This window comes from Otoolea muris, assembly GCF_943193115.1.
In the GTDB taxonomy this organism is placed as follows: Bacteria; Bacillota; Clostridia; order Lachnospirales; family Lachnospiraceae; genus Otoolea; species Otoolea muris.
In genome coordinates, this window is sequence record NZ_CALPCY010000058.1 from 1 (window position 1) to 21,394 (window position 21,394).

General features: G+C 39.4%; 26 protein-coding genes and 5 pseudogenes. 23 read left to right on the forward strand and 8 right to left on the reverse strand.

The window, feature by feature from the left end:
- The 10 genes and pseudogenes from NFS31_RS22255 to NFS31_RS28045 all read left to right on the forward strand — a co-directional run.
- Positions 1-211 (forward strand): hypothetical protein (locus NFS31_RS22255; RefSeq protein WP_251500114.1); only part of this gene is annotated, 211 nt, incomplete at its 5' end.
- Positions 148-954, forward strand: coding sequence for an AAA family ATPase (locus NFS31_RS22260; protein ID WP_251500116.1), 807 nt, complete (start codon positions 148-150; stop codon positions 952-954). The genes NFS31_RS22255 and NFS31_RS22260, both read left to right, overlap by 64 nt.
- Before the next feature lie 264 nt (positions 955-1,218).
- A complete protein-coding gene (locus NFS31_RS22265) occupies positions 1,219-2,295 on the forward strand; it encodes a PDDEXK nuclease domain-containing protein (RefSeq protein ID WP_251500118.1) in 1,077 nt (358 codons plus the stop codon).
- Positions 2,296-2,438: 143 nt separating this feature from the next.
- Positions 2,439-2,789: pseudogene (locus tag NFS31_RS22270) on the forward strand (23S rRNA (uracil-5-)-methyltransferase RumA); the annotation flags it as partial.
- Positions 2,790-2,892: 103 nt separating this feature from the next.
- Positions 2,893-3,690, forward strand: coding sequence for a hypothetical protein (locus NFS31_RS22275; protein ID WP_251500123.1), 798 nt, complete (start codon positions 2,893-2,895; stop codon positions 3,688-3,690).
- Between the two features lie 20 nt (positions 3,691-3,710).
- Entirely contained in the window at positions 3,711-4,439 is a 729-nt protein-coding gene (locus NFS31_RS22280; protein ID WP_251500126.1) for a class I SAM-dependent methyltransferase, read from the forward strand.
- Positions 4,417-4,791: a hypothetical protein gene (locus tag NFS31_RS22285; RefSeq protein ID WP_251500129.1), complete on the forward strand. Its 375-nt coding sequence runs from the start codon at positions 4,417-4,419 to the stop codon at positions 4,789-4,791. The genes NFS31_RS22280 and NFS31_RS22285 overlap by 23 nt, the downstream gene beginning before the upstream one ends.
- A gap of 124 nt (positions 4,792-4,915) precedes the next feature.
- Positions 4,916-5,266, forward strand: a pseudogene (locus NFS31_RS22290) (23S rRNA (uracil-5-)-methyltransferase RumA); the annotation flags it as partial.
- 9 nt (positions 5,267-5,275) lie between these two features.
- Complete coding sequence (locus tag NFS31_RS22295) at positions 5,276-6,145, forward strand: hypothetical protein (protein ID WP_251500137.1); 870 nt, start codon at positions 5,276-5,278, stop codon at positions 6,143-6,145.
- A complete protein-coding gene (locus NFS31_RS28045) occupies positions 6,124-6,267 on the forward strand; it encodes a winged helix-turn-helix domain-containing protein (RefSeq protein WP_251500139.1) in 144 nt (47 codons plus the stop codon). The genes NFS31_RS22295 and NFS31_RS28045 overlap by 22 nt, the downstream gene beginning before the upstream one ends.
- Positions 6,268-6,732: 465 nt before the next feature.
- On the opposite strand, the gene NFS31_RS22305 is transcribed toward NFS31_RS28045, so the two are convergent.
- On the reverse strand, positions 6,733-7,323 hold the full coding sequence (locus NFS31_RS22305; protein ID WP_251500142.1) for an ATP-dependent Clp protease proteolytic subunit: 591 nt from the start codon (positions 7,321-7,323) through the stop codon (positions 6,733-6,735).
- The gene (locus NFS31_RS22310) at positions 7,320-7,736 is read right to left on the reverse strand and encodes a helix-turn-helix domain-containing protein (RefSeq protein WP_416389495.1); all 417 of its coding nucleotides are present in this window, start codon (positions 7,734-7,736) and stop codon (positions 7,320-7,322) included. Before NFS31_RS22310 ends, NFS31_RS22305 begins: the two co-directional genes overlap by 4 nt.
- 179 nt (positions 7,737-7,915) lie before the next feature.
- On the opposite strand from NFS31_RS22310, the pseudogene NFS31_RS28405 reads away from it, so the two are divergent.
- Positions 7,916-8,722 (forward strand): annotated as a pseudogene (locus NFS31_RS28405) (MerR family transcriptional regulator).
- Positions 8,723-8,801: 79 nt separating this feature from the next.
- Here the strand turns inward: NFS31_RS28405 and NFS31_RS22320 are convergent.
- A pseudogene (locus NFS31_RS22320) lies at positions 8,802-8,945 on the reverse strand (tyrosine-type recombinase/integrase); the annotation flags it as partial.
- 149 nt (positions 8,946-9,094) lie between these two features.
- Between NFS31_RS22320 and NFS31_RS22325 the strand changes: the two are divergent.
- Together NFS31_RS22325 and NFS31_RS22330 are read left to right on the forward strand one after the other, a co-directional pair.
- A complete protein-coding gene (locus NFS31_RS22325) occupies positions 9,095-9,646 on the forward strand; it encodes a hypothetical protein (protein WP_251500148.1) in 552 nt (183 codons plus the stop codon).
- 18 nt (positions 9,647-9,664) lie between these two features.
- Positions 9,665-10,195: a hypothetical protein gene (locus NFS31_RS22330; RefSeq protein ID WP_251500150.1), complete on the forward strand. Its 531-nt coding sequence runs from the start codon at positions 9,665-9,667 to the stop codon at positions 10,193-10,195.
- A gap of 118 nt (positions 10,196-10,313) precedes the next feature.
- Here NFS31_RS22330 and NFS31_RS22335 read toward each other — a convergent pair whose 3' ends face one another.
- Positions 10,314-10,538: a DUF4368 domain-containing protein gene (locus tag NFS31_RS22335; RefSeq protein WP_331482820.1), complete on the reverse strand. Its 225-nt coding sequence runs from the start codon at positions 10,536-10,538 to the stop codon at positions 10,314-10,316.
- A 180-nt stretch (positions 10,539-10,718) separates the two neighbouring features.
- Positions 10,719-10,892: pseudogene (locus tag NFS31_RS28510) on the reverse strand (recombinase family protein); the annotation flags it as partial.
- Positions 10,893-11,262: 370 nt separating this feature from the next.
- Here NFS31_RS28510 and NFS31_RS22345 point away from each other — a divergent pair.
- The gene (locus NFS31_RS22345; RefSeq protein ID WP_251500153.1) at positions 11,263-11,466 is read left to right on the forward strand and encodes a transposon-transfer assisting family protein; all 204 of its coding nucleotides are present in this window, start codon (positions 11,263-11,265) and stop codon (positions 11,464-11,466) included.
- Positions 11,467-12,045: 579 nt separating this feature from the next.
- On the opposite strand, the gene NFS31_RS22350 is transcribed toward NFS31_RS22345, so the two are convergent.
- Positions 12,046-12,813 carry a 4Fe-4S dicluster domain-containing protein gene (locus NFS31_RS22350; protein WP_251500155.1) on the reverse strand — a complete coding sequence of 256 codons (768 nt, stop codon included), beginning with the start codon at positions 12,811-12,813 and terminating at the stop codon, positions 12,046-12,048.
- 116 nt (positions 12,814-12,929) lie between these two features.
- On the opposite strand from NFS31_RS22350, the gene NFS31_RS22355 reads away from it, so the two are divergent.
- Positions 12,930-13,370 carry an RrF2 family transcriptional regulator gene (locus NFS31_RS22355; protein ID WP_160283886.1) on the forward strand — a complete coding sequence of 147 codons (441 nt, stop codon included), beginning with the start codon at positions 12,930-12,932 and terminating at the stop codon, positions 13,368-13,370.
- Between the two features lie 472 nt (positions 13,371-13,842).
- On the opposite strand, the gene NFS31_RS28050 is transcribed toward NFS31_RS22355, so the two are convergent.
- Positions 13,843-14,238, reverse strand: a complete 396-nt coding sequence (locus tag NFS31_RS28050) for an AraC family ligand binding domain-containing protein (RefSeq protein ID WP_334303125.1) — start codon at positions 14,236-14,238, stop codon at positions 13,843-13,845.
- Positions 14,235-14,813: a TetR/AcrR family transcriptional regulator gene (locus tag NFS31_RS22365; RefSeq protein ID WP_251500156.1), complete on the reverse strand. Its 579-nt coding sequence runs from the start codon at positions 14,811-14,813 to the stop codon at positions 14,235-14,237. The genes NFS31_RS28050 and NFS31_RS22365 overlap by 4 nt, the downstream gene beginning before the upstream one ends.
- Before the next feature lie 178 nt (positions 14,814-14,991).
- On the opposite strand from NFS31_RS22365, the gene NFS31_RS22370 reads away from it, so the two are divergent.
- The 8 genes from NFS31_RS22370 to NFS31_RS22405 all read left to right on the forward strand — a co-directional run bounded on the left by NFS31_RS22370 (position 14,992) and on the right by NFS31_RS22405 (position 21,152).
- Positions 14,992-15,723 (forward strand): alpha/beta hydrolase, encoded by a 732-nt coding sequence (locus NFS31_RS22370; RefSeq protein WP_251500158.1) that lies wholly within the window; start codon positions 14,992-14,994, stop codon positions 15,721-15,723.
- 234 nt (positions 15,724-15,957) lie between these two features.
- Positions 15,958-16,845: a GNAT family N-acetyltransferase gene (locus NFS31_RS22375; protein WP_251500160.1), complete on the forward strand. Its 888-nt coding sequence runs from the start codon at positions 15,958-15,960 to the stop codon at positions 16,843-16,845.
- Positions 16,805-17,515, forward strand: a complete 711-nt coding sequence (locus tag NFS31_RS22380) for an MATE family efflux transporter (RefSeq protein ID WP_331482822.1) — start codon at positions 16,805-16,807, stop codon at positions 17,513-17,515. Before NFS31_RS22375 ends, NFS31_RS22380 begins: the two co-directional genes overlap by 41 nt.
- 222 nt (positions 17,516-17,737) lie before the next feature.
- Positions 17,738-18,601 carry an AraC family transcriptional regulator gene (locus NFS31_RS22385; RefSeq protein WP_251500163.1) on the forward strand — a complete coding sequence of 288 codons (864 nt, stop codon included), beginning with the start codon at positions 17,738-17,740 and terminating at the stop codon, positions 18,599-18,601.
- 3 nt (positions 18,602-18,604) lie between these two features.
- Positions 18,605-19,675, forward strand: a complete 1,071-nt coding sequence (locus tag NFS31_RS22390) for a C45 family autoproteolytic acyltransferase/hydolase (protein ID WP_275563919.1) — start codon at positions 18,605-18,607, stop codon at positions 19,673-19,675.
- Positions 19,676-19,867: 192 nt separating this feature from the next.
- On the forward strand, positions 19,868-20,254 hold the full coding sequence (locus NFS31_RS22395; protein ID WP_251500168.1) for a hypothetical protein: 387 nt from the start codon (positions 19,868-19,870) through the stop codon (positions 20,252-20,254).
- A gap of 347 nt (positions 20,255-20,601) precedes the next feature.
- Positions 20,602-20,751, forward strand: a complete 150-nt coding sequence (locus NFS31_RS22400; protein WP_275563920.1) for an aldo/keto reductase — start codon at positions 20,602-20,604, stop codon at positions 20,749-20,751.
- Positions 20,752-20,816: 65 nt separating this feature from the next.
- Entirely contained in the window at positions 20,817-21,152 is a 336-nt protein-coding gene (locus NFS31_RS22405; protein ID WP_275563921.1) for a DUF5655 domain-containing protein, read from the forward strand.
- The last annotated feature ends 242 nt before the right edge of the window (positions 21,153-21,394 follow it).

Genomic DNA, 21,394 nt, shown 5'->3' on the forward strand with positions numbered 1-21,394 from the left:
AGAAAAAATAGGCTCAGGGAAACCATTTTCATTACGTTTTGTGCCTGAGCGAAGCGAAAGGAATGGATATAAATATGTATTGTATGCCCACGGAAAAGTAGTAAAGCCTAACAATGTGTCTGTTGGTGAAAGAAATATTATTGCTTTATGCTATTTTTTTACAGAACTGATTATGAATCAGGAGGCGAAAGACGGGTATTCAAAAAACTAATCCTTGTTATTGATGATCCCATATCAAGTTTTGATTTTGAAAACAAAGTGGGAATTATGTCACTGCTGAAAGCAAAGGTAGCCGATATTATTAAAACCAATCCAGAAAGCCGAATTCTAGTGATGACACATGATATTCAGTGTTTATATGATCTTCAAAAAATTGAAGAAGAGGTTTGCATCGAATATAAGCGAGAAAGCAACGGGCAAAAGAAAGTTACATATGCTTGTTGTGAATTAAAAAACAAAGAGATTATTCCATTCAGTTACACAAAACGAAACGAATATTCTGAGATTTTGAAAGCTGTATATGATTATGCTTGTGGTAAGAATGCGAATGACACTCTGATTGTTGGGAATTTAATGCGACGAGTGATGGAGGCGTTCTCAACATTTGTGTATAAAAAGGGAATAGCAGAGATTTCCTGTGATGATACGATTTTGCAACAGATTGGAGACAAAGATTACATTGATTATTTCAAGAATCTAATGTATAGGCTTGTGCTTAATGGCGATAGTCATATGCTAGAGAGAACAAATAGTCTGGATGACATGGATTATTTGAATTTTTTTAGTGATGAAGAGCGACGAAGAACGGCACAGGAAGTTATTTGTTTCGTTTATTTATTAAATAAAAGGCATGTTTTGGCACACTTGGAAGGAAAGCAAAACATTGAAACCAACATTCAAAAGTGGTGTGTAGATATAAAAAGTTTTTGTGCAGGTGATGAAGTGACGGTGTGATTATGATTGCATTATATTCCATGGGAATTAAGGACGTGGTCTATATTTAACCAAAGACAGGTGATAAAATGATTTCTATATTAAGGTATTTTTAAGATTATCGGGGAAATACAATTTGAATGTAAGGAGAAATCGTAATGTATCGAAGTAGTCGATACTGACTTTGCCTAAAAATGCACCTAAAACAATTTATGCTTTGCCAAATGTGGATGTAAGAATAGGATAAATATGGTAATTGGCAAATAGGAATATAGGAGGTGTTTTATGGATAAGCGCAAGCGGATGGGAAAGGATAAAGAGGGAGTGATATTTCCGGTTGCTCCGAATCTTTCTGAAATGGGTGATAGTTATTTGCAATTTATAGAAGAAATTAAGAAAGAAATTCAGAAGCAGAGAGTTTCAGTTGTAATGAACGCCAATACAAGCATGATTTGCCTTTACTGGAATATTGGCAGGGCTATTTTGAAAAAACAAGAGGAAGAGGGATGGGGTGCAAAGGTTATTGACCGTATGTCAAAGGATCTGAAAATTGCTTTTCCAGAAATGTCCGGCTTTTCTCCACGTAATATTAAGTATATGCGAAAATTTGCCCAGTGTTGGGGGGATTATGAAATTGTGCAACGGGTCGTTGCACAAATACCATGGCGGACAAATATTACTTTGATGGATAAATTAAAAACACAGGAAGAACGCATATGGTATGCTGGTAAAACGATAGAAAATGGTTGGAGTAAAACGATACTTGAGTTACAGATACAAAGTAAATTAATGGAACGTACTGGAAAAACAGTCAACAATTTCCCTGTGGCACTGCCATCGCTTGATTCTGATATGGCGAATCAAATATTTAAAGATCCTTATTTGTTTGACTTTTTGGGAACCGATATGCCAAGACGTGAGGTGGAAATAGAACAGAAACTAACAGAACATATTCAAAGTTTTCTATTAGAATTAGGACAGGGATTTGCATTTGTTGGGCGGCAGGTTCATTTAGAGGTTGGAGGACAGGATTTTTATTTAGATCTTTTGTTTTATCACTTGAAATTACGTTGCTATGTTGTGATAGAATTAAAAGCCTGTGATTTTGAGCCGGGATTTATCAGTCAGTTAAATATGTATCAGAATATAGTAAATGATATTTTGTGCCATCCTGATGACAAACCGACAATCGGGCTTTTGTTGGTTAAGGGTAAGAATAAAACTGTAGTGGAATATTCTTTATCTGGTTATCAGAACCCGATTGGTGTTGCAGATTGGCAGAATCAGCTCACACAGTCTTTGCCAGAGGAGTTCCAGAGCAGTTTGCCTTCTATTGAAGAAATAGAAAAAGAATTAGAATAATAACAAAATTAACAGCAAAAGTGCAACGACCGTTGCACAAATAGGATAACAGACATGAGGGGGGGGGGCAGTGGCTTAAATCAATTCGGTTTAAGCTGCCGATTATTGAAAATGATTTAAGTATAGGTTTGGACAACGGTGAACATGTTGAGACGGTTGTAATGCTTTCCCACAAAAAACCTGACAGCGTAATCAATGTAAAAGTCGAGTTTGGCGAGGGTGAGGGCAAAGTGCCGCTTGATAATATTGCCAAGAGAGCCGCAGCATACAAGCCGAAAGAGCAAGTTACATATAAGATGATTAAGGAATACATAGAAGCGAAGTACGGCTTCAAAGTACATACCGCATATATCGCAGAGATAAAAAGGGAGTTAGGATTGCCGATGTATGATGCTCCTGATGCGGTAGAAGAATTGAAACAGCCGAGGAAACATCCAACGGCGGAGAAAGCGGAAGCGATAAAGGAGGCGTTGAAACACTTTAAGATTATATAGATATATTGGATTTAAGGCAGGTGAATAATAAATATAGAAATGTAATGAATGGTTTATAATATCTATTAAAAAATAAGGATAAGTTAAAAAATGAGGTGAGGATATGGAAAAGAATAAGTTGATTAAAAAGATATGGTGGCTGTGTTCAGCGGTGAATAGATGGGTAGAGCGTTTTTCCGCTTTTTTACATATCATAATAATATTTATAGTGCTAATTATTTGTTCCCAAGCTGTAGCTTTTAGTATTGTTTATTTACAACTTTTATCAGAAAAAGATATAAGTATGATATGTTTTCAATATATAAATATATGGAGTATTTTGCCTTCAAATGAAATAACTAATGAATTGATATATTCTAATTTTGATGATGTTAAAATGAGAATTGAATTTTTGATGAATATATCTATTGCTTTAAGTGGAATATTGCTATCTTTAGTTACTTTTATCTCTTATTTTAGAAAAAATGTTGGTTTCAGAAGAAAGTCATGTTTTAGGAAGAAAGAAATTTTTAATACAGGAAAAGATGATGTGCAAATAATGTGTGATTTCTTCAAGGGGGCAAACTTTGTTGCTATTTATTCTCATTCTTTCGGATGGCTTAAAAAAAGCGCGGAAATTAGAGAAGTTTTGACAGAGTTATCAAATAAGAATAAGCTCAAGCTATATACGGGAGATGATTTAGACAGTGTCAAGACGCGTTTACAGAATGATTGTGACACTAATTTGATAAAATGTATTCAAAAATCAGAAATATCTTTGAGATTTTCTTATATTGAGCGTAACAATGCAAAATACTTACTTTATAGGCAAGAAGAAGAGAAACACATATATGTCATAAGTGTGCGTGAAAATAGTGAAAGTCAGTATTTGCTCCAAGTAATTTCGCAGTTAGTAAAATGATTTTATAAGAGGAAGGACATATGGCGGATATTAATAGATATATTAGTTGTGTATTTGATGAAATAAGGGATGAATTAGAGGAGTACTATATTTTTAAAGAGAAAATAAAAATTAATGATTATTTATTGAAAATATTTTATGAGATGTGGGGAAAGTATGCGAAAGCTAGTAAGCTTGATTATAATCCTATTGCTTCATCTTTCAATAAGGTTTATTTTTGGAAGAATTTATTGAAAAGTTTGATTTTTTTTGATAAATTTTATGATTTGATTGGTAATTCTATTTTAGATGTCGGTTGTGGGGCAGCTCCGGTAAGTATTGCCATTACTAAGCTGATGAAAAAAAGAAAAGAGGAAAACCTATCTGTTTCTTTAATAGATAAAAGTAAAAATCAGTTACGTATTGCAAAAGATATAACACAGATTATGTCTATTAATGTAAAATCTTATACAGAAGATTTCTTTGAAATGCCATATGAGAATTATAGTGAATTAGTGATTTTTTCATATTTTTTTTGTGAACAGAGAAGGGATTTTTTAAAAATATTGTTTAATAACAGAAAAAAGTTTTCTGGTGGGTTCGCTTTTATTGATTATCGTGATAATATAGTAAAAATCGAAAAATATTTTAGAGAGAATGGAGATAATGGAATAGAATCTGTCTTTTTAAATTATTCAGTTCCTAAAATAATATCAGAGCTTATTCATGATTCGGAGGTAAATATATATGGTTGTCTCTATAGACCATAAGCAAAGGGTAGAAAATTATTTTATTGCTTGGAAAAATTATGATATCGAATTGCTCAAGTCTATTTTTTCTCAATCGGCTAAATATATTATTAGAAGAAAAAAAGTATATAATGGAATCGAAGAAATTGTAAAGTATTGGAAGAAAAATAAGGAACGCCAAAAAAATATTCAATTACATTGGAAAATACTTAATTCTAGTTTTCGATGCGAAGTTGTGGAATTTGGTGCTTATTTTTGGGATATAGAAAGCAAAATGTACACAAAGGTAAATGGGCAAATTATTTTTAAATACGATTGCAATAATCAAATAACCAGTTTGACAGAATCTTATAAAAAAAGAACAACAAAATAGTTAATATTATGGATTGGGCATTACGGAAATTTGTGGGAAAAGGGGTTACACGAACGGTATTCATACTGTAAAAATATTGCTCCAATTTCCGTGGTTTTGTGGGGATATGTTCTAATTTGGTATTCATGTGGAGACGGTTGTAATGCTTTCCCACAAAAAAACCGACAGCGTAATCAACGTAAAAGTGGAGTTTGGCGAGGGCGAGGGTAAAGTGCCGCTTGATAATATTGCCAAGAGAGCCGAAGCGTACAAGCCGAAAGAGCGAGTTACATACAAGATGATTAAGGAGTACATAGAAGCGAAATATGACTTCAAAGTACATACCGCATATATCGCAGAGGTAAAACGAGAATTAGGTTTGCCGATGTATGATGCCCCTAATGCGGTAGAGAAATTGAAACAGCCGAGGAAACATCCGACAGCAGAGAAAGTGGAAGCGATTAAAGATGCTTTAAAATATTTTAATGTAATTTAGAGGAGATTTATGGATTTACAAGAAATGATAATGCAGAACATGAAAGATAATTGTAAAAAGAAATGTGAGTTACCAGAACGAAAAGAATTATTATCTTATTTGCATGGTATGCTGCTAATTACTGGACGTTTAGATATCATGTACTGTAATGCCTTTTTATCAGAAGCGACTCAACTTTTGATTAATTCCATCTTCTTATATGAGGATGGCTACTTTGATTGTGCCTTTTATTCTGTACGTCAAGCCAGTGAAGTATTTGATTCAATGTTATATCTATCAAATAAAGATAATGGTGAATTAAAAAAATGGGAAAAAAAAGAACGCTTTCCTATGGATTCAAAGATTAGAAATCAATTAGAAAAAATGGTGTATGGATATAAAGAGATAAAGACAATATTAGATGATTACTTTATGCATCATAGAGAACTAATTAACAAATCTCATAAAATTATTCATAAGCAAGGTTTTGATACCTTTTATGTAGCAAGATTACAAAAAAATTTTGCACATGAAAAAGATGAAAAATTTTTTATGGAAGTATTAAAATACACTATAGGAACTGGAATTATTTTATTTGTAATTCTTGAACCGATAGCATTGGCATTGGCAGATGATGCGGTAAATGGAAAGCTAAATTTTGATATGGGAAAAATTAACCAATATCAGATATTACAGCTATTAAACTGTTTGGATAAAATTGCGGATTCTTCCACTTGGCAGCTTAAAAACCATTCCCCATATATCCACAACTTAAAAAAGCAGTTGGAATTATACCCAGAATGCAAACTTTCTGTCGAGGAATTGGCACAAAATCAATGGATTAAAAATAAATATAAGCAAAAAGAGTGGTATTTAAAATGGAGCAGGAAATCAAATTAGCATTTATTGAATTTGAAATTCTGTGCCTGTTGACAGGCAATCCCGGAAGAGTTTTTAGCAAAGAACAAATATATACTATTGTCTGGAACGAACTGTATTATAGTGATTATAATATTGTTTGAGCTATATCTGCAATATAAGGGAAAAATAGAAGATAAGCCAAGTGAACCCATTTATATAGAGACAATTTGGGGCATAGGCTGTCGTTTCAACCAATATCTGAAATAAGACATGAAACCAGAATACTACATAAAACGCATCATGGAAATGTGCACAACAGGCTATGGAATCCTCTCCATCCCCACCTTATTTAAAAAATATTTCCTGTCTGTTGTCCCCTCCTTTTTATGCCTGTTGACTGGTTCTTTCCAGTGTTTGTTGAATGCACCATATAGTAACCGCTGCTTTGTTAAAGTAAAAGCATATAGCGATATTATTTTGGGGGCTAAATAACCTGATTGTAGCAGAATATTGCTGCCCAAAAAGCAAATCAGGTATCGTTTATGCATAGCAACTGTCACTTTTTTAAGCTAAAGTCAACAAAGCTTGGAAAGAACCTGTTGAGCGCTTGCTTTTATTCTATCATTTCAACGCTTATCTATGATTTTATCAACTAACCCAAAATTCATTGCCTCAGTTGCCGACATATAGTTATCGCGTTCTGTTGCAAGGGCAATTTCCTCAATGCTTTTTCCAGTATTCCCTGCTAAAATAGAGTTTAGGCGTTCTTTACTTTTTTGTATATGGTCGGATGTTATTTTTATATCTGTTGCCTGTCCTTGAATACCATTTCCATGAATTGCTGGCTGGTGTATCATTATTTCTGCGTTTGGCAAAGCGATACGTTTTCCTTTCGTTCCACCAGCTAATAAAAAAGCTCCAAAGCTGGCGGCAAGACCAATACAAATAGTTGAAACATCACATTTTATATATTGCATTGTATCATAAATAGCAAAACCGGCTGATACAGAACCTCCGGGACTGTTTATATATAACTGTATATCTTTTTCGGGGTCTTGCGCTTCTAAAAACAACATTTGAGCAATAATCAGACTGGCCGACATATCGCTTACTTCTTCCCCCAAAAAAACAATTCTATCGGATAGTAACCGTGAAAAAATATCATAACTTCTTTCTCCACGGCTTGTCTGTTCAATTACATAAGGTATCGTACTCATGCAGCATTCTCCATAATTCGTGTAATAAATTTGTAACTAAAGATATAAGAACAACACATAGAAATTCTGTTTTGTTTTGGCATAAAGATTCCAATATCCCTATAAATTTTAGGTGGATATAAATATATTTGTTTAAAAGCAAACGAAAATGACTGTTGTGTATCATATCCAGCTTCATACGCAATTTGCATTATTGGCTTATCTGTTCTAACCAGCTTTTCAGCAGCAACAGTGAGTCTGCGGTTTTGTAAATATTTATACATGGTAATTCCTGTATACTCTGTAAAAATGCGATTAAGATAGAATTTGGAATAACCAATATTTTTTGATATATTATCTAAGCTGATTTCTTTCTCTAAATTCTTCTCGATATAATCTATGACTTTTTTTACAACTTCTTTTTGGTCTTTCATCATACCCTCCTTGCGCTCTTATCTATTATAGCAAGTTTAAATATACGTGTCTTAATAAAAAATGCTATTTTGGTATCAATTTTAAAATTTATACTCTTTGATATGAGGAATGAGAGAATACCTACTGTTATCCCTTGCACAAGAGTATCTTTATCCCTGCAATGAGTGCAATTCCTAAAATGCGTATCATAAAAATCCTCCTACTTGTTTTCCTACTGGATATCAATAAAAAAACTTTAATGTGGTATGATGAAATTGGTTTGCTGAAACCTGCCTGTATTAAAGAAAACGGCTATCGGTATTACAGCTACCAGCAGAGTGCAGCATTGGAAACAATTTTAATGCTGCGGGAAATGAATGTATCTCTTGATGAAATCAAACAATTTATGGAAAATCGCACCATTGATAATTTTGGTTCTCTTTTGCAGGAAAAAATTATAGAGTTAAATCGAACAATTTCCCATTAAAAATCTATACAAAAAATCCTAATCAATCATCAGCAGAATATGGATATGCTTCGTTCTTTGGATATAGCAGAAATCAGCCTTGTGGAAAAACAAAGCTGCTATTTGGTGGTTGTTGATACGGCTGAAAACTTACCACTTGAACAAGAAATCGAAAAGGTTATTTCTGAAACAAAAAAATATCAGCTTCGCCGTCTGCACGATGCTTCTTATGGCTCTATGCTCCCGTCGGAGAATTTGTATCAAGGAAATTTTAGCGAATATACTGCCCTTTATATCGAAATGTCTTTTCCGGTTTCTAAAAAGGGGCTTCACTTGCAGCCTGCCGGAACATATCTAAGGGCTTTCTGTAAGGGAAATTGGGACAAACTTCCCAAAAGATACAAAGAAATCCCTGCCTATGCGAAAAAGCAAGGATTAACTTTATGCGGCTATGCTTATGAAACAGGTATCAATGAGCTGGTTATTGACAGTATAGATGATTATATCACTCAAATTGAAATTCCTATTAAGCCGGAATAATGGAAGGCTGTCTGTCAAGTTCTTGCGTGTTGCTTTACCGCACATGAGCATTCGCGCCAGATTGCGATAGGTAAGCCTACAGTTTCAAATGCTTCAGCTCCGTATCGGCCCTTGCGTAGATCTCTGTAGTTTTGATATCACTGTGGCCCAGAAAGTCACAGATATAGATCAGGTTTACACCTGCCTGCAACAGATGGACCGCCTTGGAATGGCGCAGCATATTTGGGATTAAGGTGGGCAGAAAAGATAAATCGTTAAGAGAGGTTTAAGGACGTTTGCTACACTTAAGAAGCATTTCACAACAAATAGGTTGTTTAAATGATTTAGATAAACTATAATATCTATTATTTCTATGATAACAAGGAGGTATTTATGAAACTAAAAAAAGTAATGATATTACTCGGTACTGTCTGTATATTGAATACAATGGTTACAGGATGTGGTTCCGGTTCTATTGCTAAGACAGAAGAAAACCAGGCAGACGAAGCATTATTAGAGGAATTGAATGATGCGCCGTTAAAAGAGATTGATGGGAACACGGATGGACTTCAGGAAAATACAGCAGGTAAATGGCAGGTACTAGAGCCGGATGTCGCTGCTGCTGTTGATGCGGATTTTCTGGGTAAGGTCTGGAAGATTGAAGAAGACTCATTTTTCATTGCCGAAAAGAAAGTAAAAATTCTTGATGACGGTTCCTTATCATACAGTTCTCCAAGCTCCAATGCTGATCTCCCTGATTCCCGGTTGATTCATGTAATTTTGGGAGATGATACCCGTTTTTATTTAAAAGCCACTGATGGAAATGGAGAAAGCTCTGAGGACACAAAAGCTGAATTTCAGGACTTGAAGGTACATATGTCTGTTGAAATGAAGGGCAGCTTTAAAAATGATAAATTTTATGCCACGGAAATACGATTCTTTTAGAAAGTGAGGGAAAAAATTATGAAAAGGAAATTGATACTGATGTTTATGATAGCTTTAGCTATGGGGATGATCGGATGCTCATCGGAACCAAAAGAGGATGAAATATCTGTGGAGAATGATTCCCCGAAAGAAACGGTTCAGGAAGAAGCGGCAGACGTAACAACCGTAGATGCAAAAACTACAGAAACAGAAGCAAAAGTTACAGAATCGTCAAAGCCAGAGATTACAGAAGAAACCAGAAAAACCACTTCGGAAGCCGAAGAAATTCCGGCCGAAGAAATCCCAGCGGGCGATCCCATAGCAGGAATTATTGAAAAGTATGAAGAAAACAAACTTACACTCAGGACTCCTGAGGACGATATGCTCTATTATTTTTTTACAGAAAATACCCCGATATTAGAAGGGTATTCCACGGAAAGTGCTCATGAGGCAAAAGGAGGTTCCACGATTGCCGTGGGCGATAAAGTGGAGATCAGTTACCGGGGGACACTTGACAATGAAGAACATCCAACTCAAGCTGTGAAAATTGTAATAATCACAGGTGAATAATTTTGCAAAATCATTGTGTATTCACGGTTAAATCTAAAAGAAGCTGTAAAAAAACAGCTCCAGTGCACAGGAGAAATCTTAAAAAGTAGGATTCCTCCTGTCTTTCTATAATCTCACATTATTCTGTTACAGCCAGTATCTCCCCGACAAAGTTATAAATGATTTTGATTTCCTGAAACTTCTCCCCGCCAACCTTTTTCACCTCACCCACCAGAATCCGGCTGATAAGGCGGTTTAAGATACCCTCGTCCAGTTCCCGGACTGTGGCGTACTGCCGAATTTCCCGAATAAAGGGGCGTACATCACTCTCCTGCTCGTTGGAGCGGCGCAGGGAGAGTGCCAATCCTTCTAGTGCAGCATTGCATTAATTCGCGAGTAAAAATCGCTTGATATTCGTGTCATCTGTGCGTCTGCGAAGCGACGTCGTAGTGGAGCCTACGGCTAGCTTCGCAGGCGTGCAGAGGGCGCGGATAGCGAGTGGTGTTTACTCGAGAATTAATACAATGCTGTACTAGTGCAGCGTTGCCGCCGTCAGCTTCACAAAACGCTGCTCGGACAGGATTCCCTTTGCCTTGTCGGAATACAGGTTCAGGAACATCTCGTCAATCTCCTGGTTCCTTGCTTCCAGCCGTTCCCGTTCCTTCTCCATCTCCGAAGCGTCCGCCAGATACCGCCGCTCCATGCGGCTGCTAATCCGTGCGCTCCCCCATGAGTAATAATTCACGTCACATTCCGTATTGCCCTTTACCCGTGTGATGGGGATTTTGTCCTCCATAAGCTGTTTGGCAATCCTCATACCCCCCAGCCGTTTAAGGCAAGGTCAATGCGCTCATTTCAGACAGTATCTAGGAAGGCATGACGGATATTATCGGGAAAGGGACAGAGCTTGATGACAGTGAGGGCGTACAGGCCCAAGGAGGGCGAAAGAGCTGTCAGATAAGCTGACGGAATACAAGCCGCTTGCAAAGATTGAGGAACTGGCAGAGAAAAAGGCGGTTATCGAGCAGAGGGATAAGTCAGTCCCGGAAAATGGGACAGAGAAAAAATCAGAGAGGGAGACATAAGCTATGGATAAATTTACAGTGGAAGAAATCCATTTGATGTGTGTGTTTGAGGGGAAGGACAGGACGGGCATGATTGCCGACATACAGAACGTGATCCCCCATATACAGGACAGTGATATGGCGGAGCTTGCCGGACAGGTCATAGGGAATCTGAAAGCCATGAGCGATGCGGAATTTGCAGAGGCGGCATTGGAAGCGGCGGAGTGATTAACGCAAATCTTTTATAGCATTATTCGACATAACGTGCTATAATCCTCTTAGTCAGATTAGAGCGAGTAGGAATAGTCTGCGATTGTCCTTTCTGGAAACGGAAAGGAGGTCGGTATGAACACACTTGAGATACTTACACTGCTGTTGGTCATTTTCGCAGCATTAACATACTTAGACAACAGAAACAACCGCAAGTAACGGAAAAGGCTATCTTCTACTGCAACAGGGATAGCCTTTTCCGTTGATTTTTTAACGCATTATAAGTTTCCGGTTGTACAACCGTCGGACGTTCCAATATCCTTCGGATTCTAAGATAATTATAAACCAACACTGCGAATTTTGCAAGAGGGTTTAGGAAATGGTGGGCTTCGGCACCCCTGTTTTGTAACAGTTCAGATAACCTGAACTGTTACGGCATCTGCCAATGAAAATCGCTTCGCGATGGGGCAGATGCCTGCTGCCGCCACGTTTTCGTACGGTCAGCGCAGCAGGTGCGCAGACCTATCTGAACTGTTACCCTGTTTTTTCGCGGTTTTTAGACTATATCATATGGCATTGGATATAACCGGAAGCAAATTAAATATAAAGCTCATTCCCTTTCCTTGTTGAACAGGCTTTTTTCATTGCCAATGCCGCAACAGAAACCATAGCCCCATTTACTTTGCGGGATGACTGCGGGCATTGTACGACACAGCGCATACAGGAAATACATTTTTTACTGTCCGTAACTTTTGGATTTTCTTTGCTGATTGCCTGTGCAGGGCACTGTCTGGCGCAAAGACCACAGTCTGTGCAGTTATTGTCCGCTTTGGGTATTAAGCCGATTCCGGCCGCTTTCTTGTAGGGGCGGTTTCCCGGAATCTGCGGTGTGGAAAGACCGGTCAGGTTATTGTTTATTTTCTCTGATATTTTTTTCGCAAAGCCGCTTAATTCTTTTTTATCCTTAGTGTCCGGTCTGCCTGTAGCGTACTGGTGCATAATAGAATGTTCTGCGATGGCGGCAATGGCAGCAATTACCTGAAAGCCGCTTTTTTCAGCAGCATCGCTTAATTCAATCAGGGTATCCTCATATGCCCTGTTACCATATACGCAGACAATTACACAGGGGGTATGACTGCCATGAATATTTGAGATTCTCTGAGTGGCAAGGCTTGGAACACGTCCGCCAAAAGACGGAGCCGCAATAAGCGCAATATCATCTTTTTCAAAACTAAGCGAGGAATAATCGGTTTCTGCATTGGACAAATCAATTTTATTTACAGGCAGTCCCCATGTATTTGTTATGGCATCTGCAACCTTTTTCGTTCCTCCTGTCGGACTAAAAATAATCTGTGAAACTTTCATGCCTGTTCCTCCTGTAAATCTAAAATTTACACTATTATAACAGGCGCATGGTGTAGTGTCAAGATTTACAGCAATAAAAATATATGCTACAATCTAACGTGGAAAGGAGTAATGTCATGCATATCAGTACAAAATGTTCGGTTGCGATTCACTGCCTTATTTTTATTTATGAATATGGGGATAAGCAGAAGGTAACCAGTGAACTTCTGGCGTTATCAACCGGGATCAATCCTGTCACAATCCGCAATATTATAAGTTCATTGAAAAAGGATGGCATAATATCTGTGAAATTCGGGACAGGCGGAACAACTCTGAACTGTCCGCCGGATGAAGTGACCTTATACCGTATATGTAAAGCGATAGAGCCAGCTTTTAGTTCCAAACTTATAGGCATTCATTCACTGCCTTCGCAGCTATGCCCCATAGGAAAAAATATCCATAATGTATTGGACTGCTCTTATGAGAAAATAAGAAATGACCTATGCCAAAGTTTAGAAAGCATCACATTAGGAAATATCATATCCGATTATCACCGTATTGAGCATAAGCCAGATTAATATTTATGCCTAAAAGGATATTGAGATAAAATGTAGGGAGTGGGTGGGATTCCGCCGCCTTCGGCATTGTGGGCAATGTGTATAACTCCCCGTCTTATGGAGCTGTGGGCAATACTGTTTGCAGGATGTGGGAAAGCTGTCTTTTGCTTTTCCATAAGCTGTGAATGGTGTGTCCATAGCGGAATGGGGAGTTATGCACATTTCCATGATGCTTTTTTTGCTTTTAAAGCCCTTTTCAGACAGAGAATTACCGGGAAGGGTTATTATCCCGATCTGGCTGTTCCTGTGCGCTTTTTGGCGGCTCTGTGCGCCCTAAATACTGGTTCAGGTTCTCCGGTTTCCTGTTCAGCAATTTCCAAGAAGGACATACCCCTGCGCAATTAATTTGCACAGGGGTATTTTCCGTTCCGAATAATGTGCGGAACCGTATTCCCGCAATGTGGCGGGAAATCTATAATGGATTCTTTTTCTGCTAAAAAAATCTGCAAATCGAATGCTCTTTTAATCTGAAGAACAACACCATATTCAGAGCCTGCATCAGAAGAAGTCCGATACGTTTTTGTATGGTGGTAACAGATGCGTCATTTACAGCATTCTTATCAATGAACAGGGTAAGCAGGGTATAGCTGTTATGTGCCGAAATGCTATGCGGCACATATGGGAATATTGTAAATGTTTCGTTTTGTTTATAAACCCTTGTTTCCTTATTCGTTGTAAGGACAAGCGAGCCATCCAATATGATGCCGATTGTTAGTACGGAAACGTGATTATGTAACGGGTAAGATATAGATATAGTTGAGTCTCTGCAGAAAATCAGTTCAATGCCTGCTTGGGCATTGTATAAGTAACATATGTTATTTGCCATCATAAATGTTCCTTTTCATGTTGGTCATACTTTTGATGCAGCCCTGCCAGTACGGTATCAAGGGCGGTGGATAAGGATGTCCTGACTTCATCAGGTTTGGTAAACGCATATCGCAGTTGCAAGGTTGTGTAGCCGTGAAGAACGCCTGTCAATAAGTTTAAAATTTCATCAATGTTTACTGGATTAAAATTGCATGAAAGGGCGAGCGTTTTTAAAAGTGAAAGGTAGTTATCAAATATTTTCCCTGTTTCCTCAGTGCCATGCCAGGTTACCCATTGTATTGTTTCATAAATTCCAGGATGTTCAATCATGTAGTTAAGGTATGTGATGCCTGCGCTTTTTATTGCATCGTCCCCAATTTTGCCGATAGCTGCCTGCATCATCCGTTCATTCATGGTTTTCATACCATTATGGGCGATTTCCCTAAGCATGGCTTCAAGGCTGTCTATGTGGTTATATAATGACGGGGTACGGATATTAAGGCTTTCGGCAACGACTTTTAAAGAAACATTGCTTAAGCCGTTTTTATCCGCTATATCCGCAGCAGTTTGTATTACATCAGCTTTTGTTATCCGCATAAGTTTACCTCTCGCAAAGATATTTTCTAACTATTTTAACTAATGAGATTAGTAAAGTCAATATTATTATTAGATTTTCTGCCATTAGTTATTGACAGTGAGAGTATGATCAGATAGAATACTAATTATATTAGTGTTTATACTATTTTTAGTAGTATTTTGAAAGGGGAAAGAATGGATGGCGAGAATGAAAAAGGAATTTGAAATAAATGGAATACCTGCTTTTCTTTGGGGTCTTCCATCAAGAAAGCTATATTTTTATGTACATGGTCAGGGAGGATGTAAAGAAGAAGCGGCAGTATTCGCAGACGTGGCTTGCTGTTTCGGGTGGCAGGTTCTTAGCGTAGATTTGCCGAAACATGGGGAGCGGGTAAATGGGGCAGTAGAATTTGAGCCTTGGAGCATTGTGCCAGAGTTATCTGGGATTATGGATTTTGTCAAAGATAGGTGGAAGCAGATTTCTTTATATGCGAGCAGCATCGGCGCATGGTTCAGTATGTTAAGTTTTGGGAATGAGCCGTTAAAAAACTGTCTGTTTGTTTCTCCTGTTCTGGATATGAAAGAACTCATGTCAAAGATGATGGAATGGGCAGGTGTATCACAAAATCAGTTAGAAAAGCAGCGTCTGATTCCAACTGACTTCGGGCAGACGCTTTCATGGGAATATTGGAAGTATGTATTAGAGCATCCAATTAGACAATGGGACTTTCCGACTAAAATATTGTATGGGGAAAATGATAATCTGATTGACCGTTGCCTTGTAGAACAGTTTACGAAAAAATTTAGCTGTAATCTTACTGTTGCTGAGAATTGTGAGCATTGGTTTCACACCGAATATCAGTTGAATGTAATGCGGGAGTGGATAAGAAAAGAAATAGACTGTAAGAATGTAATTTTAAAGGAAAGGTGAGTTAAGTGTTATGATAAGGCGCACAATGAAATGCAATAGTAAGGATAGAAAACAACTGTCAAAAACATAGCAAGAATGATGAAAAGATAGAAAACTCCGTGTGTTACAATATTTCATTGAAATCCCACACAGGCATATCATAATGCTTAAAAAGTGCGGAAAAAAGGAAACACCACAAGGGTGTGCCTCTATGTCCATAAAGCGTGGGCGAGAATGAAGAAAGGAGGGAGCAAAATGCAAGGTCAGACAGTACGAATTGTTTCACAGGCTATCCGCTATATCGAAGAACATCTGCACGAAAAGATGGATTTAGATATGGTGGCATCGGCACTGCACTATTCCAAATACCACCTGCATCGGATTTTTACAAAGACAGCCGGCTTGACTATCCACGACTACGCAAAACGGCGGCAGCTTACAGAAGCGGCAAAACTTCTGGTGTTTTCGGCAAAACCGATTATCGAGATTGCCCTTATGAGCGGGTATGAAAGCCAGCAGGCATTTACGGATATTTTTAAGGCGATGTATAAGACTTCCCCTGCGGAATTTCGGGAAACGGAAAACTTCTACCCGTTACAGCTGGAAATTTATCTGAAGGAGGAGCTTGTAAAAATGGATTTGACAAAAGACAATATAAAATTTGCCACGCCCGAAGATGCGGATGACTGGATGGAACTGGTAAGCCTCGCGATTGACGGCTATCCATGTCTGGATAAGGAAGATTACGCCGCAAACCTGCATCGGTATATTGCGGATAAAAAGGCTTTGATTTTACGGGATGACGACATGGCTATTGGCGTGATGGGATTTTCGCCCGACACAGGCAGCATAGACTTTCTGGCTGTCCATCCGCAGTATCGGCATCTCGGCATTACAAAGCTGTTCATTGATAAGCTGGCGGAGGAACTGCTTTGCGGGAAAGAGATTACCTTGACGACATACCGTGCAGGCGATAAGGCAGATACGGGCTGGCGGGAAGAATACCGCCGTCTTGGATTTGCAGAACGGGAACTGCTTGTGGAATATGGCTACCCGACGCAGCGTTTCGTGCTTCTTCCGGAGAACAAGGAGGAAACAAGGAATGAGCGAAACACAGAAAAACCCGTTGGCAGAGAGCTTTAACGCCCTATCACTTATCCGATTTGCTTTCCCAAGCATGGTGATGATGCTGTTTATGGGATTATACACCATTGTAGACACAATTTTCGTCGCACGGTTTGTAGACACGAACGCTTTGTCGTCCATCAATATCGTCTGCCCCGTCATCAATCTGATTGTCGGTCTGGGGACGATGCTTGCGACAGGAGGAAGTGCGGTTGTTGCGAAGAAAATGGGGAATGGAAACACAGAGGAAGCCCGAAGCAATTTCACGTTGATTGTCGTGGCAGGGGCGGTTATCGGTCTGCTGATTACAGCGGCAGGGCTTTTCTTTTTGGATGAAATTATCTGGGGATTGGGTGCAAGTGAAATATTGTTCCCATATTGCAGGGATTATCTGACGACACAGCTCATTTTCGCCGCTTTTAACATGATGCAGGTGCTGTATCAGAATCTGTTTGTGACGGCGGGGAAAGTATTGCCAAGGTATTTGCGGAGAATAACAGGAATGTTTTTGAGATTACAAAGAATGGATTTAGCATTTTTTCATTCAGCTTTATGTTCTCTGGATGCAATATTTTTTCATCCGCATTATTTACGGCATTATCCAATGGGAAAGCGTCTGCCGCCATATCTTTCCTGCGGACGTTTGGATTTATTACGGTGTTCCTTTTGGCGTTGCCGAGATTTTTAGAGGTGACAGGCGTATGGCTTGCAGTCCCGCTTGCGGAACTGCTCACGCTTATGCTGACGATATATCTGCTGTGCAGGCATCGAAAACCGTACAATTATTTTTGACAGAAAGGCAGAAACGATTGATAGGAGTGAGAAATTACTTGTGTTTACAAAAGATAGCAGAAAAAGAGAGGAAATATAAATCGGATTAAGCTATCCTTAACGGCAAGGAGGTAAAAGGATGGAATGGTTGAAAAAGCTTGGAAAAGCCATTGATTACATAGAAGATAATCTGGATAAGGAAATATCGTATGATGAAGCAGCCCGCATTGCGTGTTGTTCCCCCTATTATTTCCAGCGTGTTTTTTCCTATGTTTCGGGTGTTTCTTTGGCGGAATACATACGCCGCCGAAAAATGACGCAGGCGGCATTTGAATTGCAGCGGGCAGACAGCAGGGTAATAGACGTTGCATTAAAATATGGATATTCCTCTCCGGCTGCTTTTAATCGGGCTTTTCAGAATGTTCATGGCATCACGCCAACGGCAGCTAAGCTAGGGGGAAGTGTCCTGCAAGCATATCCGTCAATTCAGTTTAAGATTGAAATCACAGGAGGAAGCGCTATGACATATCGCATTGCGGAAAAGCCGCCCCTGCGTATTGTGGGCATCCGTATCCCTTTGACTTCGGATATGGAAGAAAATTTAAGGATTGTCCCAGCATTTTGGAAAGCGTCATTGCAGGGAAAACAATTTTTGGAAATATGCGGGCTGTCTAATGGAGAGCCGGGAGGAATTTTAGGAATCAGCGTATATAAAAACCCGAAAGAAATTTATTACTACATCGGCGTTGCTGCAAATTCCCCTGCCCCTGCGGGCATGTATGGATTGGAAATCCCTGCGGCTACATGGGTAATATTTGACAATGATGGGCGTTTTAAGGAAGATGTGCAGAGTGTGTTCAGGCGGTTCTATATGGAATGGCTGCCGTTCTCCGGGTATAAATATGCAGAGCCGCCAGATATTGAAGTGTATCCGATCTGCAGCGGACAGCCAGTACACGGACATTCCGAAGTATGGATTGCAGTCAGTAAGGAGGATGATTAAACGGTGTATCATTTAAGGTTAAAGGGAGACCATTATGAAATGGGTGTGAAGCGTGGAAAGATATTCAAAAAATGTCAGGTTTCTTTCCCGCTCCATTTGGATGAATTTCAACTGGAACATGGGAAACGGAGCGAAGCGGCATTAAGAACATATTTCCCAGAGGTATGCGAGGAAATCAGAGGGGTGAGCGACGCCATAGGTGCGGATTATCTGCGTTTTGCTTCTTGGATGCTATGTATGGGATGCTGCATGTATAACCTGGAGAGCAATATTCCCGTTGAAGTTCGGGGATGCACTGCTTTCGCATATGCAAAGGGCGGAAGAATCCTATATGGCAGAAACAATGACTTGCCGCCTTATCTGCGGGAGGGGAGCAAAAGTGAAATCTATGCCCCGAAGAACAGAAATAGATTTAATATTACGACATCCTCTTTTATTAACGGGGAGGAGGGAATAAATGAACATGGGCTTGCGGCTGCAATGACTTTTGTAATGACCAGCCTTGATAAGATACAGGCGGGATTTAATTCCTGTTTCATCGTGCGGTATCTGCTCGAAAAAGCAGATAATACGGAGCAGGCAGTTTCCCTATTAATGGAACTTCCAATCGCTTCTAACTGTAATATTCTGCTTGCAGATAAAAGCGGCGATATGGCAGTGGCTGAATGTACGCCATCCATAAAAAAAATCCGAGATGCAGAAAGTTTTGATAATGGAAGAATTATTTGTGCTGTCAACAGTTTTACATCTGAAGAAATGAAATCATACGATGATGCAAATGGGGATGATTATGATTCCCATAAACGGTATCAAGTTGTCATAGACAGTTTTGTTTCGGGACGGATAAAAGAGGATTATATTGAAACCACCAAGCAGCTTTTAAAGGGCGATTATGGCTTTATGTGCCAGTATGACAATGAGCCAGACTTTGAAACGGTCTGGAGTTCCGTATTTGACTTAGAGAGCTTAATTGTCTACCGTGCAGAGGGCGACCCAAGAAAAAAGAAATTTATGATGGACAACCGACTGCATGACTTAAAAATAAGAGGGCAGGCAGTTGTCAAAAAGCATTGATTTGAAGGAAATTATAATGCTTGAAATGCATCCAAACCCAAAAAAGGTCAAGTATAATCCGTACACTTTGACGATAACCAAGGGCATTATTACCTCTCTTTTAAGGATGGTCGTGGAAAGCAGCAGAATATTGAGATTGACGAAATGCTGTACCAGACGTTTGACAGATTTGAGCTTGAGGACATATCCCTTTTGAACCGGGTGAGCAGGCACATTGAACACTCCGAGCTGACCGATGAGCAGATTGCAAAGCTGGAGGGCTGCAAATATCAAGCTGTCCAGTGTTCTGTAAAAGCCGGGGATGGTACGCCTGTTTACACGGCTGCACAGGCACGAAAAAAACGAACCTGCAAATGTCTGGAAAAAGAGATCCGCAATTGCAAGTGTAACCGCATCTATCATCAGCCGGACTGTGACACCGGCTGGGATTCCCGCCGTAACCGTTATTGTGGTGATCAGCTATCCGGCGATGAAGTTCTGGATTATGCCGAAATACGCATAAACACAGGACCTGTACAAAGCGACTACATTAAATTAGTACAGATCCTGTTCTTTATTTTTGCTTTTCGCCATGATTGACTTCCGCACGTATCTGCATCAGAAAGCGGTTCAGTAAAGTATTTGATTTCTTTTTAAAGATACAATAATAATCTTCCTTTTAACGAGATTTTAGTATGCGTTTTAATTATAGCGCATAAAGCAACCGGCATTGTACTTTTTTGTGAAAAAAATATATGATGAGGTAAATGAATGGCAGTCATGAGAAGGAATTATACGAATGGAAGAAATCACATGAAATAATGCTGTAAAAATGCCGATGGTGGGACCGGGCATTTTACAGTTGAAGGATAAGGCGCTCTGTGGATTCAGGACGCGGGATATGGCCGGACAAAGGAGGAGTTTGAACAGTCCCTTAAAAGGCTGGGGTGGATTACCTGGATTTGTATCTAATCCATCATCCATTTGGGGATTACTATGACGCATGGCGCGCTATGGAAACGCTTTATCAGGAAGGAAAGATCCGCGCCGTCGGAGTCAGCAATTTTGACGGGCAGGACTGGCGGATCTTTGCTTAAACAGCAAAATTACTCCCATGGTGAATTAGATTGAACTGCATCCGTTCCACCAGCAGCCGGAAGCGCTGCCTCTGTATGAGGCTTTTGAACAGAAAGTTTTTTCCGTGGCAGATGGTGTGAAGGTAAAGGTGCAGAAAACGCAGATTACTTTTTCTAACAGACATAATTTTGCTTTTGTTTCTTTCCTTCCGGTGCGGAAAGCGAAGGAGCGGCCGGAGGTTTATATTGTTGTGACTTTCGGGTTGGGATACCGTTTGGAGTCCACGCGCATAGATGCGGTGGTTGAGCCATATCCCGGACGTTGGACCCACCATGTCCTGGTTTCCGGGACGGAGGAGATTGATGATGAGCTGATGGGATGGGTGAAGGAAGCGGCGGTCTTTTCGGCTGGCAAACGATAAATTTGTCATGGAGGCTGATTAAAGGCGTGGCCTGCGGTGTCTATGTATGTTCTGGAGGAAAACGGTTCCGCCCTGCGGTTTATCTTGTTTTCATCCCAACCGGAATGGCAGTCTGCGCCGTCGGCATGGCCAGCAGGCATTTTTTTAGAAATGAACGCTCATAAAATATACGCTCTCTGCGGACAATAAGCGTAACCGTTTGAGTTGTCTGAGCGGTTGCGTGATCGTATAAAAAATGTCTG

Bases quoted from the DNA above. Each gene is read 5' to 3' on its own strand.
- NFS31_RS22385 (WP_251500163.1), top strand. From the start codon at position 17,738: ATGGAATGGTTGAAAAAGCTTGGAAAAGCCATTGATTACATAGAAGAT.
- NFS31_RS22325 (WP_251500148.1), top strand. From the start codon at position 9,095: ATGAAACTAAAAAAAGTAATGATATTACTCGGTACTGTCTGTATATTG.
- NFS31_RS22305 (WP_251500142.1), bottom strand. From the start codon at position 7,323: ATGAGTACGATACCTTATGTAATTGAACAGACAAGCCGTGGAGAAAGA.
- NFS31_RS22280 (WP_251500126.1), top strand. From the start codon at position 3,711: ATGGCGGATATTAATAGATATATTAGTTGTGTATTTGATGAAATAAGG.
- NFS31_RS22295 (WP_251500137.1), top strand. From the start codon at position 5,276: ATGGATTTACAAGAAATGATAATGCAGAACATGAAAGATAATTGTAAA.
- NFS31_RS22355 (WP_160283886.1), top strand. From the start codon at position 12,930: ATGCATATCAGTACAAAATGTTCGGTTGCGATTCACTGCCTTATTTTT.
- NFS31_RS22365 (WP_251500156.1), bottom strand. From the start codon at position 14,813: ATGCGGATAACAAAAGCTGATGTAATACAAACTGCTGCGGATATAGCG.
- NFS31_RS22330 (WP_251500150.1), top strand. From the start codon at position 9,665: ATGAAAAGGAAATTGATACTGATGTTTATGATAGCTTTAGCTATGGGG.
- NFS31_RS22265 (WP_251500118.1), top strand. From the start codon at position 1,219: ATGGATAAGCGCAAGCGGATGGGAAAGGATAAAGAGGGAGTGATATTT.
- NFS31_RS28045 (WP_251500139.1), top strand. From the start codon at position 6,124: ATGGAGCAGGAAATCAAATTAGCATTTATTGAATTTGAAATTCTGTGC.
- NFS31_RS22310 (WP_416389495.1), bottom strand. From the start codon at position 7,736: ATGAAAGACCAAAAAGAAGTTGTAAAAAAAGTCATAGATTATATCGAG.
- NFS31_RS22260 (WP_251500116.1), top strand. From the start codon at position 148: ATGCTATTTTTTTACAGAACTGATTATGAATCAGGAGGCGAAAGACGG.
- NFS31_RS22350 (WP_251500155.1), bottom strand. From the start codon at position 12,813: ATGAAAGTTTCACAGATTATTTTTAGTCCGACAGGAGGAACGAAAAAG.
- NFS31_RS22375 (WP_251500160.1), top strand. From the start codon at position 15,958: ATGCAAGGTCAGACAGTACGAATTGTTTCACAGGCTATCCGCTATATC.
- NFS31_RS22370 (WP_251500158.1), top strand. From the start codon at position 14,992: ATGGCGAGAATGAAAAAGGAATTTGAAATAAATGGAATACCTGCTTTT.
- NFS31_RS22345 (WP_251500153.1), top strand. From the start codon at position 11,263: ATGGATAAATTTACAGTGGAAGAAATCCATTTGATGTGTGTGTTTGAG.
- NFS31_RS22380 (WP_331482822.1), top strand. From the start codon at position 16,805: ATGAGCGAAACACAGAAAAACCCGTTGGCAGAGAGCTTTAACGCCCTA.
- NFS31_RS22275 (WP_251500123.1), top strand. From the start codon at position 2,893: ATGGAAAAGAATAAGTTGATTAAAAAGATATGGTGGCTGTGTTCAGCG.
- NFS31_RS22285 (WP_251500129.1), top strand. From the start codon at position 4,417: ATGGTTGTCTCTATAGACCATAAGCAAAGGGTAGAAAATTATTTTATT.
- NFS31_RS28050 (WP_334303125.1), bottom strand. From the start codon at position 14,238: ATGATGGCAAATAACATATGTTACTTATACAATGCCCAAGCAGGCATT.